Annotated in this window: 18 protein-coding genes and 1 pseudogene; 13 read left to right on the forward strand and 6 right to left on the reverse strand. The window is 70.3% G+C overall.

Features of this window, described 5'->3' with window-relative positions; translation table 11 throughout:
• The first annotated feature begins 281 nt into the window (after positions 1-281).
• Positions 282-1,253, forward strand: a complete 972-nt coding sequence (locus AB0F29_RS01565) for a ParB/RepB/Spo0J family partition protein (protein WP_361866623.1) — start codon at positions 282-284, stop codon at positions 1,251-1,253.
• On the opposite strand, the gene AB0F29_RS01570 is transcribed toward AB0F29_RS01565, so the two are convergent.
• Both AB0F29_RS01570 and AB0F29_RS01575 read right to left on the reverse strand, forming a co-directional pair.
• A complete protein-coding gene (locus AB0F29_RS01570; protein ID WP_361866625.1) occupies positions 1,161-2,516 on the reverse strand; it encodes an MFS transporter in 1,356 nt (451 codons plus the stop codon). The two genes, AB0F29_RS01565 and AB0F29_RS01570, sit on opposite strands and share 93 nt — an antisense overlap.
• Positions 2,513-3,667, reverse strand: a complete 1,155-nt coding sequence (locus tag AB0F29_RS01575; RefSeq protein ID WP_361866626.1) for a sulfatase — start codon at positions 3,665-3,667, stop codon at positions 2,513-2,515. Before AB0F29_RS01575 ends, AB0F29_RS01570 begins: the two co-directional genes overlap by 4 nt.
• A gap of 173 nt (positions 3,668-3,840) precedes the next feature.
• Between AB0F29_RS01575 and AB0F29_RS01580 the strand changes: the two genes are divergently transcribed.
• The 7 genes from AB0F29_RS01580 to AB0F29_RS01610 are packed head-to-tail and all read left to right on the forward strand — an operon-like array spanning position 3,841 to position 11,824.
• Complete coding sequence (locus tag AB0F29_RS01580) at positions 3,841-5,505, forward strand: radical SAM protein (RefSeq protein WP_361866628.1); 1,665 nt, start codon at positions 3,841-3,843, stop codon at positions 5,503-5,505.
• Positions 5,506-5,508: 3 nt separating this feature from the next.
• Positions 5,509-6,528: a sulfotransferase gene (locus AB0F29_RS01585; protein WP_361866630.1), complete on the forward strand. Its 1,020-nt coding sequence runs from the start codon at positions 5,509-5,511 to the stop codon at positions 6,526-6,528.
• Positions 6,525-7,268 (forward strand): methyltransferase domain-containing protein, encoded by a 744-nt coding sequence (locus AB0F29_RS01590; protein ID WP_361866632.1) that lies wholly within the window; start codon positions 6,525-6,527, stop codon positions 7,266-7,268. The genes AB0F29_RS01585 and AB0F29_RS01590 overlap by 4 nt, the downstream gene beginning before the upstream one ends.
• A 1-nt stretch (position 7,269) precedes the next feature.
• Positions 7,270-7,722, forward strand: a complete 453-nt coding sequence (locus AB0F29_RS01595; protein WP_361866633.1) for a rubrerythrin family protein — start codon at positions 7,270-7,272, stop codon at positions 7,720-7,722.
• The gene (locus AB0F29_RS01600; RefSeq protein ID WP_361866634.1) at positions 7,719-9,650 is read left to right on the forward strand and encodes a methyltransferase domain-containing protein; all 1,932 of its coding nucleotides are present in this window, start codon (positions 7,719-7,721) and stop codon (positions 9,648-9,650) included. Before AB0F29_RS01595 ends, AB0F29_RS01600 begins: the two co-directional genes overlap by 4 nt.
• A complete protein-coding gene (locus AB0F29_RS01605) occupies positions 9,643-10,896 on the forward strand; it encodes a sulfotransferase (protein ID WP_361866635.1) in 1,254 nt (417 codons plus the stop codon). The genes AB0F29_RS01600 and AB0F29_RS01605 overlap by 8 nt, the downstream gene beginning before the upstream one ends.
• A gap of 37 nt (positions 10,897-10,933) precedes the next feature.
• Complete coding sequence (locus AB0F29_RS01610) at positions 10,934-11,824, forward strand: arginine deiminase family protein (RefSeq protein ID WP_361866636.1); 891 nt, start codon at positions 10,934-10,936, stop codon at positions 11,822-11,824.
• 23 nt (positions 11,825-11,847) lie between these two features.
• Here AB0F29_RS01610 and AB0F29_RS01615 read toward each other — a convergent pair whose 3' ends face one another.
• Positions 11,848-12,258, reverse strand: coding sequence for a DUF6027 family protein (locus tag AB0F29_RS01615; protein ID WP_026290079.1), 411 nt, complete (start codon positions 12,256-12,258; stop codon positions 11,848-11,850).
• A gap of 74 nt (positions 12,259-12,332) precedes the next feature.
• On the opposite strand from AB0F29_RS01615, the gene AB0F29_RS01620 reads away from it, so the two are divergent.
• The 3 genes from AB0F29_RS01620 (at position 12,333) to AB0F29_RS01630 (ending at position 14,852) form a co-directional block, all read left to right on the forward strand.
• The gene (locus AB0F29_RS01620; RefSeq protein ID WP_257140581.1) at positions 12,333-12,464 is read left to right on the forward strand and encodes a hypothetical protein; all 132 of its coding nucleotides are present in this window, start codon (positions 12,333-12,335) and stop codon (positions 12,462-12,464) included.
• 125 nt (positions 12,465-12,589) lie between these two features.
• A complete protein-coding gene (locus AB0F29_RS01625) occupies positions 12,590-12,817 on the forward strand; it encodes an MbtH family protein (RefSeq protein ID WP_361866638.1) in 228 nt (75 codons plus the stop codon).
• A gap of 178 nt (positions 12,818-12,995) precedes the next feature.
• Positions 12,996-14,852 carry a KedN5 family methylcobalamin-dependent radical SAM C-methyltransferase gene (locus AB0F29_RS01630; protein WP_361866639.1) on the forward strand — a complete coding sequence of 619 codons (1,857 nt, stop codon included), beginning with the start codon at positions 12,996-12,998 and terminating at the stop codon, positions 14,850-14,852.
• A gap of 80 nt (positions 14,853-14,932) precedes the next feature.
• Here AB0F29_RS01630 and AB0F29_RS01635 read toward each other — a convergent pair whose 3' ends face one another.
• Both AB0F29_RS01635 and AB0F29_RS01640 read right to left on the reverse strand, forming a co-directional pair.
• Entirely contained in the window at positions 14,933-15,697 is a 765-nt protein-coding gene (locus tag AB0F29_RS01635; protein WP_361866640.1) for a hypothetical protein, read from the reverse strand.
• A 489-nt stretch (positions 15,698-16,186) separates the two neighbouring features.
• The gene (locus tag AB0F29_RS01640; protein WP_361866641.1) at positions 16,187-17,062 is read right to left on the reverse strand and encodes a hypothetical protein; all 876 of its coding nucleotides are present in this window, start codon (positions 17,060-17,062) and stop codon (positions 16,187-16,189) included.
• Between the two features lie 261 nt (positions 17,063-17,323).
• On the opposite strand from AB0F29_RS01640, the gene AB0F29_RS01645 reads away from it, so the two are divergent.
• Together AB0F29_RS01645 and AB0F29_RS01650 are read left to right on the forward strand one after the other, a co-directional pair.
• Positions 17,324-17,524 carry a hypothetical protein gene (locus AB0F29_RS01645; RefSeq protein WP_361866643.1) on the forward strand — a complete coding sequence of 67 codons (201 nt, stop codon included), beginning with the start codon at positions 17,324-17,326 and terminating at the stop codon, positions 17,522-17,524.
• A 13-nt stretch (positions 17,525-17,537) separates the two neighbouring features.
• Positions 17,538-17,939, forward strand: a pseudogene (locus AB0F29_RS01650) (hypothetical protein); the annotation flags it as partial.
• An 80-nt stretch (positions 17,940-18,019) separates the two neighbouring features.
• On the opposite strand, the gene AB0F29_RS01655 reads toward AB0F29_RS01650, so the two are convergent.
• Positions 18,020-19,171 carry an acyltransferase gene (locus AB0F29_RS01655; protein WP_361866644.1) on the reverse strand — a complete coding sequence of 384 codons (1,152 nt, stop codon included), beginning with the start codon at positions 19,169-19,171 and terminating at the stop codon, positions 18,020-18,022.
• Between the last annotated feature and the right edge of the window lie 38 nt (positions 19,172-19,209).

Genomic DNA, 19,209 nt, shown 5'->3' on the forward strand with positions numbered 1-19,209 from the left:
TCGGTGTCAACGAGGTCGACGAGGCGCTTACCTCGAAGCTAAACCGACGCGCCGACCAGGGCAATTATGAGAATTTACTAAGGGAATCTTTGTCTCGCCGGTCTGTTCGGTGCCATAATCTGGCCAGTATCTTGTAGCCGCTTCCCGAGGTCCGATCAGTCGCGCTCCGCCGAGCGTGAGCGTGGCCGCGTCGTGCTCGGAAATGGGTTGGCCCATCTGGAGGAGTTCGGATGAGCGGGACATCGCTGGATACGCGACCGAGGGACACGGCACCGACGTTCGTGCCGGTCGACCAGGTGACCGAAACGTCTCTCGTGCGGGTCGCCGGCTCCCTTCCCGACCACGTCAGCGCGCTCGCGCAGTGCCCGGACGACCTCCCTCCGATCCTCGTGCACCGGCCGACCATGCAGGTGATCGACGGCGTGCACCGCCTGCGTGCGGCCAAACTGCGCGGGGAGACCACCATCGGTGTGCGGTTCGTCGACGGCACGGAGGAGGACGCGTTCGTGCTGGCCGTGAGCGCCAACGTGACCCAGGGGTTGCCGCTGACGCTGGCCGACCGCACCGCCGCCGCCTCCCGGATCCTGTCGTCGCATCCGCACCTGTCGGACCGCCTGATCGCGTCGACGGCCGGATTGTCCACCAAGACGGTGGCCGCTGTCCGGCAGCGTACAACCGGGGAAATGACTCAGTTGCACACCCGCCTCGGCCGCGACGGGAAAGTGCGGCCACTCGACGCCTCCCACGGGCGCACGATGGCGAGTCAGGCGATTTCGAACAATCCAGATCTTTCGTTGCGTGCGATCGCCCGCATCGCCGGAATATCGGTCGGCACCGCCAGGGATGTCCGGGAAAGAATGCGCCGCGGCGAGGATCCAATTCCGCTGCGGTATCGCCTTTCCGCCGGACACCGCACGGAAAGCAGCGCACCGGAGGACAAGGCATCGGGCCCCCACCCCGGTGGTGACAACAGCTCCCCCGACACCCCTGGCGCCCCCGGCACGCCTCGCGCCGAACGCGACCGGTTCCTGCTCTCGCTGCGCACCGATCCGTCGTTGCGGTTCTCCGAGATCGGCCGCGCGCTCCTGCGGCTGCTCGACGCCAACACCCTCGACACCGCGCAGTGGGACCGTCTCGCCGCCGCCGTGCCCCATCGCTGGTCACCGGTGGTCGCCGACCTCGCCATGGACTGCGCGGCCGACTGGTCGGCACTCGCCTGCCGGGTCCGCGAACAGGTCCGCGTCAGCGCGTGAGTCCGGCGCGCACGCCACGGCGATCGCCGCCGCCAGCTGGACCACCGCGAACAGCGCGATCACCGGAAGCAGCGACGACGAGTCGCCGGTGATCGCGACCGCGACCAGCGGCCAGAAGCTGGAGACGGTGACGCCCACCTGGTAGGTCACGGCGATCGCGGAGAACCGCACCATGGTCGGGAACAGGTCCACCAGGAACGCCGCCAGGCCACCGTAGATCGCGCCGTGCGCGATGGTCAGCGCGGGGACGAGCACCAGGACGGCCAGTGTCGGATCGCCCGAGGACAGCCAGGCGCCCGCCGGGATCATCGCCGCCACCGAGACCGCGTAGCCGAAGATCATGACCGGCCGGCGGCCGAACCGATCGGACAGCGCGCCGAACACCGGCAGGGTCACGCACTCTCCCAGGGCCGCGATCATCAGCGCGGTCAGCACGGTCGACCGCACCTCCGGCCCGGCCTTCGCCGCGTGAGCCACCAGGAAGACGGTGAACATCGCGATCACCGACCCGGTGCCGAGCGAGGCGAGAATGCCGATCACCACGCGGCGCGGCCACCGCCGCAGCACCATGATCACCGGCACTTTGGCGGGGCGGTTCTCCGCCCGGCCACGCACGAACTCCGGTGTCTCCTCGATCCCCAGCCGGACCCAGATGCCGATGCCGACGAGGACGATGGACCCCAGGAACGGCAGCCGCCATCCCCAGGTCAGGAAGTCGTCCTCGGGCAGCTTGGAGATCAGCACGAAGGTCAGGTTGCTGCCGAACAACGCCAGCGCGAAGCCCATCGCGGGCCAGCTGCTGAAGAAGCCGCGACGCTTGGGCGGCCCGTGTTCGGTGCTGAGCAGCACCGCGCTTCCCCATTCGCCGCCGATGCCGATGCCCTGCGCGACGCGCAACGTCACCAACAGGACCGGCGCGAGGACACCCGCCGTCTCATAGGTGGGCAGCAGGCCGACGCCGAACGTGGCGAAGCCCATGACGAGCAACGTCCACACCATCATCGACTTGCGGCCCACCCGGTCGCCGAAGTGGCCGAACAGCAGGCCGCCCAGCGGGCGCGCGACGAACCCGGCCGCGTAGGTGGCGAACGACGCGAGCACACCGCCGGCAGCCGACGAGCCGGGGAAGAACAGCGGGCCGAACACCAGCGCGGACGCCGTCGCGTAGAGATAGAAGTCGTACCACTCGATGGCGGTGCCGATCGTGCTCGCGATCAGCACCCGGCGGACCGAACGGGGCGCCGAGGTCACCCCTGGTGTCATGCGTCCTCATCGGACACGAGAACCCGCCCGCCGAGCTCATCGGGATCGGCGGCGAGATCATAGGCCCACACCTGCCGCCCGTCCGCCTCCCAGATCACCTTCCGCCCGTCCGCCCGTACCGCGTGCAGCGCCTTCAGGTCCGGGTATTCGTCCGAGGCGGCGGCCCGCTCCTGCGGGAAGTAGGTCTCCGAGTACGCCTCGCGGGACACCCCGGTGCCGTCCGCGAAGAACTCGGTCAGCGAGGCGCCGTCCGACGACAGCGGGTCCAGCCCGAGATGGTCGAGCACGGTCGGCATGATGTCGACCAGCCGCACCTGGCTGTCCACGCTCATCCCCACCGGTACCCCGGGACCGCTGATGACCAGCGGCACGTGCTGGGTCGCGTCGAACAGCAGGCAGCCGTGGCCCTCCTCGTACGGGTGGCCGAGGTCGCCGGCGTGGTCGTTGGGGTACCACCCGGCCAGGTCCTCGCCGTGATCGGAGAAGCACACCACCAGCATCGACTCGATGTCGTGGCCCATCTCGGCGATGCGGCGCAGCAGGAGCTGGACGTAGTGGTCGGTGTAGGCGATCTCGCCCTCGTACGGGTTGGCCACCTCGACGCCGACGTCCTCCGGCGGCTCGTACGGCCAGTGCGCGTCGAAGAAGTGCGCGAACAGGAAGAACGGGGCGGCGCCGTCCAGCGACCCGAGCCAGCGGGTGGCGCGTTCGACCACCACCGGCGCGCGCTTGAGCGCCAGCCCGCGCAGCTTCACGTCGCCGACCGACAGCGGGTCCCGGCCGTCCGGCAGCAGCGGGATCTCGTCGTCGTAGAAGTCGAACCCGCGATCCATCCCGTACCACTGGTTCATGCCGGGGCAGGACACCACCGCGCCGGTCGTGTACCCGGCTGCCGACAGGCGCTCCGCCAACGTCGGTACCCGCTTGTCCAGCGCTTCGCGGAACAGGTGCCTGACCCCGTGGCGGGGCGGCTGGAGCCCGGTGAACACCGTGGCGTGGCTGACCGGCGTCAGCGGGCACGACGAGATCGCCTGCGTGAAGCTGACCCCGCTCGCGCGCAGCCGCTCGATGCCGGGGTACTTCCCCGAATAGGCCACGTCGGCGCGCACGGTGTCCAGGGAGATGAACAGGATGTTCGGCTGTGTGGTCACCGGGATACCTCGGTATTCCTCTGTCGACTCCAGCGGCCCCGAAAGGTAACAACGAGCTCGCGGCGTACGACAACGACGAGCTGTGCGACCTGAACACACGTGCTCAACAGCGCGTCCGGCTCCTACAGTTACGCGGCGGAGACTCCACGACCGTGAAGCGAGGGAGCATTCACATGGCACGTAAGTTGTCCCTGGCCCTGGAGCTGTATGCCGACGCGAACGGCACCGTCGACCAGCGCTACATCGATCAGATGCGCGATCAGGACGCCGAACCGGTGCCGCTCGATCCCACGTTGCCGAGGTTCACCCTCGTCGTCGGGCCCTCGCCGTTCACCATGCCGCGTGGCTGGGAGTTCTTCCTCACCTCCCCCTACGAGGGTGCGACCTACATCTCGACCGTGCTGCACAACGCCGGATATCCGGTGCGCATCGTCGACGTCCGCTACACCCCGAACCCCCTGCAGGCGGCGTACGAGCAGATCAACGAAGGCACCGACGTGCTCGGCATGTGCACGTTCGAGGACAACTTCCCTTTCTGCCGCGCGCTGATGGACATGGTCCGCGCATCGCACCCGGACGTACCGATCATCTGCGGCGGCTCGCTGGTCACTTCCGCGCCGGCGGTGTTCATGTCGGACACCGCCTGCGACATCGCGGTGATCAGCGAGGGCGAGATCACCATCCTGGAGCTGATGGAGAGTTACGCCCGCGGATCGTGGAAGCAGGACCTCCCGACCGTCAAGGGCATCTGCTACCGGGACGAGAAGGGAAACGCCCGCCGCACACCGCCGCGTGGCCAGATGATGGATCTCGACGCGCTGCCCAGGATGCGGCTCGACCTGTGGCCCCAGTCGCGGTCGCCGCTCGGCATGCAGCCGCAGGTGATCTCGTCCTACAGCCGCGGCTGCAAGATGGACTGCTCGTTCTGCTACCGCACCACCCCGCAGGTGCGGGCGAAGTCGCCGGAGAAGATGGACCGCGACCTCGACTGGCTGAAGACCCAGTACGGCGTGGAGTTCTGCTTCTTCGTCGACCTCACGTTCAGCTCGCACCGCGGCCAGACCATCGAGATGTGCGACGTGATCTCCCAGCACGATCTGCGGTGGACCTGTCTGACCCGGTGCGCCGACATGGACGTACCGCGCATCGACGCGATGCGGGAGGCGGGAGCGGACATCATCCTGTACGGCGTCGAGTCGCTGGGGCGCGAGGTGTTGCGCGAGGCCCGCAAGGGCAGCAGCGAGAACCTGACCGTCCGCGCGATGCGCACCACGTTCGAGGGCGGCGTGCGGTTCGGCTCGCTGCTCATCGTCGGTCTGCCGAACGAGACGGAGGAGTCCCTGTCGGACATGGTGCAGTTCGCCGAGCAGTACAACCACGTGACCCGGGTGAAGTACCTGTCGGCAATGCCCGGCACGACGGTGTACCAGGACGCGGTGCGGAACAAGGTGATCCGCACCGAGATCGACCACCTCAACTGGCTGTCGGTCGAACAGGCGCTGCACGAGGACGAGTTTTTGAACGTGAGCGGGCTGCCCGAGCAGGTCTGCCGGGACGCGTACAAGCGTGTGTACGACGCCTATCAGCCCGGCCCGGTGATGGACTTCCAGCACTGGCCGGAGCACTTCGAGTACTTCCACCCGCAGTCGGCCGACGGCACCGAGCGGTCGACGTCGTACGCCGGGAACGGCTGGCGCGCGGAGTGGAGTTCCGCCGCCGCGCCCCTGGTCCCCGGGTCCGAGCAGTACACCTTGGACAAGGTCGCCGACCCGGAGGTGGCCGCGGTCGGGAGCACGCTGATGGACTGCGGCGCGAAGAAGCTCGCGGTAGGGGGCTGACCCGTGTCCACTCAGGACGGCCCGATCCTGATCATCGGGACCGAACGCTCCGGGTCGAACCTGCTGCGGCTGGTGCTCGACGCGCACACGCGGATCGCGGTCCCGCACCCGCCGCACTTCATGCGGTACCTGTCCGGCATCCCGTACGACGGTGATGTCGACGCGATGGTGGGCGACGCGATGTCGTTGCTGGGCGACCACATCCACCCGTGGCCGCACGTGATCGACCGGGCCGCGGTGAGCGAGGCGGCCGGCCCGTCGCTGTTCGGGGTGGTGGCGGCGATCTACGACCAGTACCGCGTCGCGGAGGGCGCGGCCCGGTGGGGGTGCAAGAGCACGTTCATGGTCGAGCACGTCGACGAGGTGCTCGCCCAACTCCCGGACGCGCGGTTCCTCTGGCTGGTGCGCGATCCCCGCGATGTGGCCGCGTCGGCGAAGCGGGCCGTGTTCGGCCACTGCCACCCCTACCGGATGGCGCTGCGGTGGACGGCTGAACAGGAGCTCGCCCGCGCGGCCCTGGAGCGGTGGGGGCCGTCAGTGGTGCACCTGGTGCGGTACGAGGACCTGGTGTCCGCGCCCGACCGGGAGATCCGGGCGATCTGCGACTTCATCGGTGAGGCGTTCGAGCCCGCGATGCTGGCGCACCACCTCGGTGGCAACGCCCGGGTGACCGCGTCGCTGTCGGCGTCCTGGCGCACGGCGGGCGACCCGATCACCACGGCCCGGATCGGCGCCCACCGGCGGGGGCTGTCCGACCGGGAGCGGCGGCAGGTCGAGAGCGTGACCGCGCGGGCGATGGAGACGCTCCGCTACCCGTTCGACCGGGCCTCGCTGGACGAACCGGCTCCTGGTCCGCTCGGCGTCGCGCTGCGCGGGTTCGCGGTCCGGATGGCGGTGGAGGCGCGGTCGCTGCGCACCGACCGCAACCACTTCCGGCGCTGGCGGCGCGACGCCACCGTCCGCCGGCTGCGCCGCCGCGCGAAGACCCACCGCGCCCTTGTTCCGGCAGGAGAGAGCAGATGAACGAAACGGGAAGCGTTCGCACGCACTTCGCCGACCGGGCGGGCACCTATGACCGGTCCAGCTCGTGGTGCACCGACGACGCGCTCGGCGAGCTGATGCTGTCCGCGGCCGCGCCCCGGCCGGGCGACGCGGTCCTGGACGTGGCGTGCGGCACCGGACTGGTGTCGAGGCTGTTCGCCGGGCGGGTGCGGCGGCTGGCCGGCGTGGACATCACGCCGGAGATGGCCGAGCAGGCGCGCGACGTGCTCGACGACCTGGTGATCGCCCCGGCGGAGGAGCTGCCGTTCGACGACGGCACGTTCGACATCGTGGTCTGCCGTCAGGGGATCCAGTTCATGACCCTGCCGGACGCGGTGCGGGAGATGGTGCGGGTGACCCGGCCGGGCGGGCGGGTCGTACTGACCCACCTGTGCGCCTACGGGGACGACGACCGCGACGAGTACGCCGAGATCCTGCGGCTGCGCAACCCGGCCCGGCGGCACTTCTTCCGGCCCGGCGATGTCGAGGCCCTGCTCGCCGGCGCGGGGTGCGACCCGGTGCGGTCGCAGCGGTACGTGTCGGTGGAGGACGTGGACGTGTGGTCGGACAACGGCGCGATCGGCGAGGACGCGCGGGAGGCCATCCGGGACCGCTACAGGAGGGCGTCACCCGCGTTCCGCGCACGGCACGCGGTGGCGGAGGCGGACGGGCGGATCACCGACCGGATGCTGTTCGCCGTCGTCTCGGGAACGAGGGTCTGACATGCAACCGGACCAGTCCCCCGCCGACGGCGTGCGGGCCGCGTTCCTCGCCGAGGCGGCCACCGCGGCGCGGTACACCTACTTCGCACAGGTCGCCGAGATCGAGGGCCACACCGAGGCGGCCCGGGTGTTCGGCGAGCTCGCCGAGAGCGTGGCCTGCGCCGCCCACGGCCACCTGGATCTGCTGCGCGACCTGCTGGGCGGCGACGACCCGGGCACCGGCCGCGCGCTCGGCGACACCCGCCGCAACCTCGCCGCGGCGATCAGCGGCGACCTCGGGGAGGCCACCGAACGCTATCCCGGCCTGGCCGCGCGGGCGCACATGGACGGCGTGGCCGATCTGGCGAGCTGGCTGGAGACGCTGTGCACATTGAAGAAGACGCACGTGGACCGGCTGGAACAGGCCCTCACCGGGCTGGACGAGCCGCGGTTCGCCGGGAACGGAGCGCCATGACCACCGCATACGACGCCGAGGCGATCACCGTCTACTCCGGTCTTGAGGCGGTGCGCCGCAACCCGTCGATGTACGTCGGGTCGACCGGCCCGGACGGCGCCCACCACCTGGTGCTCGAACTGGTCGACAACGCCGTGGACGAGGCCGCCGCCGGGCACTGCGGCGCGATCTCGGTGGAGCTGCACGACGACGGCTCCTGCTCGGTCACCGACGACGGCCGGGGCATCCCCACCGCCCCGCACCCGGAGGCCGGGATCCCGGCGTGTGAGCTCGTGCTCACCACGCTGCACTCGGGGGGCAAGTTCGACCACTCCTCGTACGCGACCTCGGCCGGGCTGCACGGAGTCGGCCTGGCCTGCGTGAACGCGTTGTCCCAGTGGTTGCGGCTGGACGTGTGGCGCGACGGCGCGCACCACAGCGAGTCGTTCGCCCGAGGCTCGGTCGAGACCCCGCTCAAGCGGGTCGGCGACAGCGGCCGCCGCGGCACCCGGGTGTGGTTCCGCCCGGACCCGGAGATCTTCTCCTCCTGCGTGCTCGACGCGGATCTGCTGCACGCCCGGCTGCTCGACATCGCGTATCTGCACCCGGGCCTTCGGGTCGAACTCATCGACCACCGCACCGGGCGGAACGAGTCGCTGTGCGAGATGACCGGGGTGCGGGGCCTGCTCACCTACCGCGCCCGCGACGCCGAGAAGGTGCACGCCGAGCCGACCACCATCACCTGGGCGGGGGACGGATGCGTGATCGACGCCGCCGTCCAGTGGACCGAGGGGTACGCGGAGCAGATCTTCGCTTACGTCAACACCATCCGCACCGACCTGGGCGGGTCGCACGTGGACGCCCTGCGCGCGGCGCTGGCCGGGGTGGTGGCCGAACACCTCGGCCCGGCCGCGGACAAGATGACCGCGGTCGACATCCTGGAGGGGCTGACCGCGGTGATCGCGATCCGGATCCCGGACGCGCGGTTCGACGGCCAGACCAAACGCACCCTGCGCAACGACGAGGCCGGCGCCCGCGTGTTCGACGTCGTCACCGAGCAGGCACGGCGGGCGCTGGCGGCCGACCCGGAGCTGGCCCGCCGCATCGCCGAACGGGCCGTCGACGCGAGTCGGGCGCGGCTCGCCGCGCGGCTGGCCGGGCGGACGGCCCGCTCCCGGACCCGGGCCGTCGAGGTCGACTACGCGGTCTACCAGCGGCAGTTCGGGATCCGCTCGAAGGACTGGCACGATTCGTGCTCCTGGCTCACCGACGAGGACCTGCTCGGCAAGCACGCGGAGCTGTGCGCGGTGCCGCCGGACGCGCGGATGCTGGACGTGTGCTGCGGCAGCGGTGTCGTCGGCGGCGCGTTCCGCGGCCGGGTCGGCGAGACGGTCGGGCTGGACCTCACCCCGGAGATGGCCGCGCTCGCCGCCACCCGGCTGGACGTGGTGCACCAGGGCACCGTCTACGACCTGCCGTTCCCCGACGCCAGTTTCGACCTCGTGGTCACCCGGGAGGTGCTGCATCTGCTGCCTCAGCCGGAGCGGCCGGTGTCGGAGATCTTCCGTGTGCTGCGGCCGGGCGGGCAGTTCATCGTCGGGCAGATCGTGCCGTACGCGGACGTGGACGCGTTCTGGATGTTCCGCGTGTTCAAGAAGAAGCAGCCACTGCTGTACCAGATGTTCCGTGAGGAGGACTTCCGGGCGTTGCTCACCGGCGGCGGGTTCACCGATGTGCGGATGGAGGAGTACTTCCTGTGGGAGTCGATCGACCGGTGGATCGACACCCACGAGACGACACCGGCGAGCCGGCAGGAGATCTACCGCCTCTATTACGACGCGCCGCGCGAGGTGCGCGACGTACACCCGTTCGAGGTGCTGCCGGATGGTTCGGTGCGCGACCGGTGGCGGTGGTGCGTGTACTCGGTGCGGAAGCCCGACCATGCCTAGCCGCGCCGTGGAGCACCCGGTCGCCGAGGTCGTGCGCCGGCTGGAGGTGCTGCGGCCGCTGCGGGGGACGCCGGTGGAGCACCTCTGCGCGAAGGTGCGCGATCTCGTCGTCGTCGCGTCGAGCTCGCGGGGCGGGTCGAGCATGCTCGCCGAGCTGCTGCGAACCTCGCCGCACCTGCTGCACCTGCGCGGTGAGCTGAATCCGCTGCTGCGGCTGATCGGCCTCGACCACCCCCGCAGCGGCACCGGATCCGACGCGCTGGACGCGGCGCACTGGCACGGGCTTCCGCCACGGTCCCGGGCGTTGTTCGAGGCGGAACTGGCACTGGACGCGGGCTCTCCCGGGACCGACGTGGAGAACCTGGCGGTGGACGCGGCGTGGCGGCTGGTCGTGCAGTGGCCGGGGCGGGACCTCGATCCCGTCGACCTGGTGCGGACCGCCGAGAAGGTACTGGACCGTGATCTCCCCCGGTTCGCACGGGCGTTGATCGCCAGCGCCGGTGTGAACCCGTGGTACTACGACCTTCCCGGGCGGTCACCGGGACCACGACCGGTCGGGCCGCCCGGTGACGTGCTGCTCGAAGAGCCGCCCTTCGTCCTCCCCCGTCCGTGGCGGCCGGCGGACGAACACGATCTCGCCACGAAGCCCCTGGTGATCAAGACGCCGGGCAACGCCTACCGGCTCGGCTTCCTGCGGGCCGTCTTCCCCAACGCACGCCTACGGGTCCTGCACCTGACCAGGAACCCGGCCGCGTCGATCAACGGCCTGATCGACGGGTGGCTGCACCACGGGTTCCACGCGTACCGGCTGGACGAACCCCTGCGCATCGCCGGATACGCCGATGTGCGGCCGGCCGACCGGCACTGGTGGAAGTTCGACCTGCCACCCGGCTGGTACGCGTACACCGCCGCCGCCCTGCCCCGGGTCTGCGCCCACCAGTGGGTGTCGAGTCACCGTGCGGTCCTCGCGCACGGGGCGGATCACACGGTGCGATTCGAGGACCTGATCAGCGGTCCGCACAGCCGCGCGGACACCGTCGAGCGGATCACCGACTGGCTGGGGATCCCGTTCGACGGGCCGCTGAAGCGGGCCGCGACCGACGGCATCGCCGCCACCGTGTCCACCGCCGCACCACGCCCCGGCAGATGGCGGGCGCGGGAAGAGGAAGTCCGGTCGGCACTGAGTACCGACGTGCTCGCGATGGCGGAGAGGCTTGGTCATGCCCGTGACGACCACTGGATCTGAGCTGAGCACCCACGGCGGCCCGGGGTGGGCCCCCCGCGTGGCGTCCCACGTGGACGACGTCGCGGCCGGGAGCGTGTGGGCGCCGTGCGGGTACCGGTCGGAGACGGCCGCGCTGCGGTCGGTGCTGCTGGTCCGCCCGCCGGACAGCATCGCCGCGGTGCGACGCCCGGGGGCCTCGCTCATGCTCGGGCCGGTGGATCTGCCGGCGATGCGGGCGCAGTGCGACGCGCTGGCGGACCGCCTGCGGGGCCACGGGGTCGAGGTACACCTGGCCTCCCCCGAGGCGACGCCGAACGTGGTGTTCGCGCGGGACCTGTTCTGGATGACCCCGGCCGGCGCGGTGGTGGCACGGATGGCGTCGGCGCAGCGGGCCGGTGAGGAACGGCATGCCGCGCTCGCGCTGGCCGGGGCGGGGTTCCCGATCCTGCGCACGGTGTCGGGCACCGCCGTGTTCGAGGGCGCCGACGCGCTGTGGATCGACCCGTCGACGGTGATCGTCGGTACCGGATTCCGCACGAACGACGCCGGCGCGGCCGAGGTCGCCTCGGCGGTCGCGGGACTGGGAGCGCGGGTGGTGACGGTGCCGCTGGCGCCGGGCGTACAGCACCTGCTGGGGACGGTGGTGTTCCTCGACCCGTCCACCGCCGTCGTCCACCGGGCCGCGACCCCACCGCAGCTGGCGGCGCTGCTCGCGGAGTACGGCTATCGGGTGATCGCGCTGCCGCCGGACGAGGAACTGCTGGTGGGGCGTGGGATGAACCTGCTGGTGCTCGCGCCGGGGCGGGTGCTGATGCCCGCGGGCTGCCCGGGGATCCGCCGGACGCTGGAGCGGGCGGGCGTGGCGGTCGACGAGATCGACGTCGGCGAGTATCTGTGGGCGGCCGGCGGGATCGGCTGCGTGACCGGGGTGGTGCGCCGTGAGCACTGAGAGCCGGCCGGTCACTGGGCCGACTACTGAGCCGGGTACACCGTGGGGTCGTCCAGCGGTACCTTCAGCCAGGAGATCATCTGCCGGAGCTGGTGGTACGCCGCGAGCCGCTGCTCGTCGGAGTCGGCCTCCTCCGCGGCCGCGATCGGCTCCCACAGGCGCGGCACCATCACCGGCCCGAGTTCGAGCAGGCCGCCACTGCCGCCGGTGGCCCACTTCGCCAGCACGTACCGGACGATCGCGCCGACCGGGATGTCCAGGTTCCGGGACATGCCGCGCACGGTCTCCAGCGGATCGAGGAGCCCGTAGTCGACCACCTCGGCCTTGAAGTTGGCATGCGGGTCATCCGGTGGCCAGCACCGCTCCCACTGGCGCAGCCGAACCGCCGGCGTACCGGTCACGTCGTAGGCCAGGTCATCCATGTCGCCATCCATGCCGCCACCCTAAGGCGGCACCGAGCTTGTCCGACCGGGCAGGGATGAACACCGAAGTCAGGAAAGGAGAACCAGTGAACGAGAACCTTCGTGAAGAGCGACTCGCCCTCGTTCCGACCGACTCGGGCGCCGCGACCAGCGGCACCGCCACGGCCGACGACGAGGCGATCCGCCAGCAGCTGCGCAGCCTCGGCTACCGCATCTGACCGAACACCGCCCCGGTCCGCCCACACGGGCGGGCCGGGGCGTCCCGAGCAGGGTCGCCGTGCTGGAGGGCGGGAGTGTTGACCACCCGACGGCGCGTTGTAGCGTGCGGCGACCTGGAGGCGGCATGGCTGAGACGACCAACCCGTTCGACGACGACAACGCACCGTTCTGGGTGCTGCGCAACGACGAGGACCAGCACTCGCTGTGGCCGGAGTTCGCTCCGGTGCCCGCCGGGTGGCACGTGGTGCACGGCCCGGACGTACGGGCGGCGTGCCTGGCCTACGTCGAGGAGAACTGGACCGATCTGCGTCCGGCCTCCCTGCGCCGCGCCATGGACGACGCGACCGGGTGAGCTACCGGATGGATGCGCGGTCTTCGCAGGGGCGGCGGCGTTGGACCGCTTCGTCACCCGCGTCGCCCGCGGGAACCTGGCGGCACGGCCGCATGGGGGCAGAACAGTGAGCCAGTCCGCACTTCCGTTTCCACGACCACGATCACGTTCACGGGAGAAGCGCGGGCGCGCGCTGATCGTGCAACAGGGCGCCTGGGACATGCCGAAGGAGTCGATGCCGCTCGCCGCCGGCTATCTGACAGCCGCGGCACGGGCCGATCCCCTGGTGGGACCCGAGTTCGACGTGGCGATACAGAACTTCCGCGGTGGAGAATCGCTCGGCTCGATGGCGCGCACGATCTTCTCCGGTGTGGTGCCGGACGTGCTGGCGTTCTCGGTCCTCGGCTGGAACCTCAACCAGTTCGGCGCGCTCGCCGAGACCTACAAGTCGGTGCGCCCGGACGGCTGGGTCGTCTTCGGCGGAACGCACGTCGCCCACCAGGCGGAACGCGTCTTCCGGCGTTTCCCCGAGGTCGACGTCGTCGCCAACGGCGAGGGCGAGTTCACCTTCCGCGACCTGCTGCTCGCCGTTCTCGAGGAGAAGTCGCCGCACGATCTGGCGCAGGTGCCGGGAATCTCCTACCGCGACGAGGAAGGCACGATCCACACCACTGCCGAGGCACCGCGCATCGACGACCTGGACATCATTCCGTCACCCTTCCTCACGGGGGCCATCCCGCTGCTCGACCACCGTGGCCGGTTCCCCTACGACGTCGCGCTGATGGAGACCAACCGAGGCTGCCCGTACAAGTGCTCGTTCTGCTATTGGGGTGGCGCGGTCGGCCAGCGGATGCGCGACTTCTCCCGCGAGCGGCTGCGCGCGGAGCTCGACCTCTTCGGCTATCACCGGATTCCGACGGTGGTGCTGTGCGACTCCAACTTCGGCATGCGACAACCGGACGCGGAGTTCGTCGAGGATCTCGTCAGGACGCGCGAGAAATACGGGTTCCCGAAGTCGTTGGAGACGTCATGGGCGAAGAACAAGTCCAAGACGTTCCACAACATCATCCGCCGGATGAAGGCCGAGGGGTTCCAGAGCTCGTTCACCGTGGCGCTGCAGACACTGGACGACACGGCGTTGCGTGACATGGGCAGAAGCAACATGCGGCTCAACCAGTGGAAGGAGCTGGCGGCATGGCTCGCGGCGGAGGGGCTCGACGCCTACGCGGAACTGATCTGGGGCGCGCCGGGTGAGACGGTCGACTCCTTCCTGGCGGGCTACGACCAACTGTCCGAACACGTGTCCCGTATCGCCGTATACCCCCTGTTGCTGCTGCCCAATACGAACTACACGGAGAACCGCGAGGAGCACGGCTTCGTCACCGTCCGCGGCGACAGCGACGACTTTGAGTACGTTCTCGCCAACCGCACCGTCACGGTCGCGGAGAACACGACGATGCAGCGGTTCATGTTCTGGGCCCGGATGATGAGCGAGAACATGTACTTCCGGCACATCTGGGTGCCGCTGCGGGAGCTCGCCGGGCTCACCCAGAGCGCCGTACTGCTGATCCTGTCGGACTGGTTCCAGGACTCGACCGACGCCGCCGTCGCCGAGTTGCTCGGCCACGGCCGCGAGTTCACCGACTCGGGCCTGGTCGTCGAGTCGCTGCACAAGCTCTACGCCGACCCGCGGTTCGCGCCGGTCTTCCAGCGGTGGTGGGACGAGGCGATCCTGCCGAAGGCGCCCGAGCGGCACAGGCCCCTGCTCGACGAGATCTTCCGCTACGACAACGCGACCCGCCCGGTCTACGCCGGCTCGGGTGCCGAGGACGCCGAGCTGCGCAGCATCGACGGCCTGCCGCACTACGTCCGCGGCGGCCAGCGGTTCCAGTACGCGATGCCGCACATTCTCGACGCCATCCGCGCCGGCCGGCCGTTCGACGACGTACCCTCGCCGGTCGAACTCACGCTCGCGTATCGCGTCGGATTCGACGACTACCTCGACAACCACGAACTCGCGACCTACTACGCCGGTCGCTGCCTCGAGATCCGGTAGCCGACAGCGCCACGGACGGACGCATCATGAGGTCGCGGCCCGCGACTGCGGTCCCACGGTCGATGGCTCGTGGTCTCCGGTCAGGACTCGACCTCGAATTCGAGTTCGTCGTAGCGGCGCTCCGCGATCTGCTCCCGAGACCCCGAGACGAGGGTGATGCAGTCCCCGCCGAAGACCGCGCTCTCCGGGATGGACATGAACAGTACGCTCCCCCGGTCCTCCAATGGATCATGCCAGGCAGGAGAGAGGCCGCCGAGCTGAATGCCGTAGCCCCAGCGCACGGCGAGAATCGCCCCCATCTCATCTATCAGGCTGTCCACAAGGCGGGCCCGCTCGGCGCCCCCCTCGGCGTAGTCGACCGCTTCCGCCACGTGCGACCGGTGGAGGGCGCCGGGCATGGTGGTTCCGGGCACCGCGCACAGCGGGAACGATTCGTCAGTGTTCAGGCCGCCCGGTTCCGCTTCCCGAGAGTGGCGTTCGACAGTTTCGGTCCCCGCCGGCAGGTGGATGACGAACCCTTCGTCCTGGTCCGTGACTTCGGCGAGGATGGCCACCTGGCCGTCGGCGGGAAAGTCGATGTCGAGGACGTCGGTGGGTATGGCCGCGCAGTCGACGGTCACCACGTGCGGCACGTACGCGGGCACGACCACATCCTTCGGCAGATGAGCGGGCCCGCCCGTGCGAGCGGCCGGAGCGGCGTTCATCCGCAGCTCCTCCGGCAGTTCCTCGTGGCGGCAGAGGTAGACGCAGGGGCGCAGGAGGCGGACGAGCGCCTCGGTCACCGGCTCGGGTACGCCAAGGGCCCGCCCGGCATCGCGGACGCTTTCAGATGCGGTCGCAGTCATGGATGTCACCGTGCCCTACCCCACTGACAGCAGTGACAGCACTGCGCGAGCGGCACCTGATCACGGCCGTCATCTCTACTGCCCTTTCCGGGCCGGACGTCAGGCTTCTGCCGGTTCCCGAACCGGCCCACCATCTCGAGAACGCGCGCGCAGTTCTCGCGCCCGTCGAACGCGCCCCGAACACCCCTCCCCGAAGAAGCGAGACCTCCGCGCCGCCGGCCGCCACCTCAGGTCCGTGATCGCGGCCCCCGCCGACGCGGGACGGCAACCGCGCGGCCCTCGGCATCATGCCCAACCGCGGCGCGGCCGCCCTCGAGAACAGCATGAACCCCGCTGATGCCGACAACGCGGCCGGTCGGATCAAGAACCGGTTCTTCTCCTGCCGGCACACCCTGCTGATCAACGATCAAGGACCCGACACACCCGTGCTGACCACGCGCGCGACCTCGTTGGCCGACCATGACCGTTCTCACCGGGAATCCCACTACCTCAACTACCCACACCCCGGCCTTCCGACGACGCGCTCTCATCGGATGCGCGACGCCTCGGGTCCGGTTTCAGATAGCTGGTGACTCGGCCGGAGCGGTCGTGGACGCGAGCGAGGTGTTGCTGCAACCGGATGTGCCGAAACTGGTACACGGCACCGGCCTGCCGGAGCACCCCTCGGCGATAGGCGTCATCCAGAAAGGCGGCGGTGTCCCACGGCAGCTTGCGCGTCAGCGGTAACCAGAACCGGGCCACCGTCACCCACTGCCCCCACGCCGTGAGTGCGAGCACGTACGTCGCGGAGCCGCCGAGCCCGCCGACCGCTCCCAGAAGCAGAGCCGTGTCCAACGGCCACACGACCGTCCAACGCAGCACCTGCTGGAGCAGGCCGACGACGACATGTCCGCAGACAGCGAGTCCGGCGGTGACAGCGGCGGCGAGCACGAGGAACTGCCGGGTGGCGGTCGCCCGGTTGACGGACAGCAGTCGCATCGGCGTGGCCGCGGCCGCGATGTCCACGGGCGCCTCGAAGGCCGCGACGAGCCCGAAGGTCAGGCCGGCCGTCAGGCCGAAGATCAGTCCCAGGATCAGCGTGTCCTGCGTCGCCGCGCCGATCAGATCCGCGTGGGGGACTGTTCCGGCCAACGCCCGGGACATCGCGTTCGTCCAGGCGTGTGCGACCCCCAGCGCGGAGCCGCCCAGCAGCCCTACTCCGAAGCGCGTGAGGATTTCACGAAGCGGCCTGTGCCCGTCCCGGGGGGCCACCGCCGCCAGCCGAAGACGTACCTGGGTCGGAACGGCCACGGCACGGCCCGCCGCGGCCAGGACGCAGTGCGCGATACCGAAGACGACCGCGGAGCAGAGCGCGAACACCGCCACCTCGAGCTTACGCAGGGCGGCGTTGTCTTCCTCCGGCCTGCCGAGTCACTGCAGACCAAGAGGGGGTGCGGGGACGGCCATCACCTCGCTGTTCCCCGAGCAACGGCAGCGGGTCGGCCACCGTTGGCGGGACGCCTGGGGGGGGGAGCATCTGGCCACCCGTCTGCACGCCGCTGCACGCACGGCATGTACGAGCCCTGCCCGCCTGCCTCGTACGTGCCGGCCCCGCCACCGAGGACGCCGAGAACACCTCCGCCGCTGTTGCCGGGGCGCCGGGAGCAGGTCGCCGAGCTGTTCGCCGCCCGCCGTCATCTCGGCCGGGTCGGCACCAACCTCAACCAGGCCCCCAGGGCGCTGAACTCCGGTGCCCGCCCCGCGGAACTCGACGCCGTCCTCGCCGCGACGCACCGCGCAGTCCAGCGCGTCCAGGACCCCACCGACCAGCTCCTCCAGCAGATCTGAGCCCCGGACCGGCATGGCTCCCAAGAAGCACAAGAACCAGAGGCGCACCATCGGCCTCCTCCACTACCTCTACGGGAAGGGCAACGTATACCCGCACCTCGTGGGCTCCTGGGACGGCAACGCCCCCGACCCCGGCCGCGACCCCGCGGCCACGCTCCAGAATCCCGACCTCGACTTCGACGCCGTCCGCGTGCAGGCCGAAGCACGCCGCTTGGAGACCGAGTTGGGGCTGCGGCCCCTGAACAAGGGCGACGGCAGCGCTGCGAAACGCCCCACAGGCTCCGAGCGTCACAAGGCCGACCGGGAAGGGCGGGAGGTGACTGCGCGCGAGGAACTGCGCGCGACTGTACGCCGCGCGGTCGCCTGCACCGACAGCAGAACCGAGTTCTACGACCACCTCGCCTCCGCCGCGCTGCCCGCCCCGGAACTGCCCGCCACACCGCTGAAGGGCCCGCGGCAGGACGCGCTGCCCCGCAGACCGCGGAGAGATCCTGCTCAGCCGAGGTGGGGTTCGGGCAGCGGTCGTCCGTCGGAGCGGGGCTTCGCGCGCGGTCTGCTCCAGCGGCGCATCGCAGGATCCTCGACGGTGCTGTGCAGCAGCCAGGCAAGCAGCAGGGACACCACGAGGAAGACCAGGGCGAGGGAGACCTCCCCCGCGGCCGAGGCCAGGGCTTCGGCGCCGGGTACCTGGCGTCCGTAGCGGATGACGAGGAAGTGGACCATGTAAAAGGCGAAGGAGACCTCGCCCAGCCACACCACGGTCCGGCCGCGCCACAGGGACGGGATGCCCAGCGCGTCGGTGCGGGCGGCCGCCGCGATGAGCAGGACCACCGGCAGCGCCGTGGGGGCGGCCATGCCGTAGACGGACGGGGTGAGGAGGAACTGGAGGCCGATGCCGCCCAGGAAGAGGAGGGTGGCACCGGTGAGGCCCAGCGGCAGGCGTCGTCCGGCGAGGACGTAGCGGGCGACCAGCATGCCGAGGACGAAGTCCAGCATCCGCACGGGCGGGAACGGATAGACGAACCAGTTCTGCCAGGTCGACATGTTCATCCCCGGGGCGGCGGGCCGGTCGGGGAGGACGAGGTCGGCGAAGACGGGGACGGCGACGATGGCCAGGGTGAATCCCGCGATCCACCGCCCCAGCAACTCCTCCCTGATCCTCCGGATCTGCCGGAGCACCCACGGGAAGCAGAGGTAGAAGACGAGTTCGCACCCGAGGGACCAGCTCGGCACGTTGATCGCCAGGAAATCGAGGTCCGGGATCGCGCCCTGGACGAGGAAGAGGCTCGGCACGGTCTGCTTCCAGGAGACCGTCCCGGTGATCGCCAGCACGATGACGAGGGAGACGGCCCAGGTGACCAGGTGGTTGGGGAAAATCTTGAGTACCCGGCGCCGCCAGAACCGGGGCGGCGTGTCGTCCTCGCGAGCGGACCAGGTCAGCACGAAGCCGCTGAGGACGAAGAAGAAGCCGACCCCCAGCCAGCCGAGCCCGACGGCGAGACGGAACAGCTCCTGGCTGCCTCCCGCCGGGTACGCCTCGGTGTAGACGTGGCAGAAGAAGACCATCAGCGCGGCCATGAACCGCATCCCCGTCAGCGAGGGAAGGCGGGAGTTCGGCGTGGGAGGCGCGTCCGGGGGCGGGGCCATGGTCATCCTCCTGATGAGGGTCCGCGACGGGCGGGCGT

The organism is Streptomyces sp. NPDC026589, from assembly GCF_040638385.1.
In the GTDB taxonomy this organism is placed as follows: Bacteria; Actinomycetota; Actinomycetes; order Streptomycetales; family Streptomycetaceae; genus Streptomyces.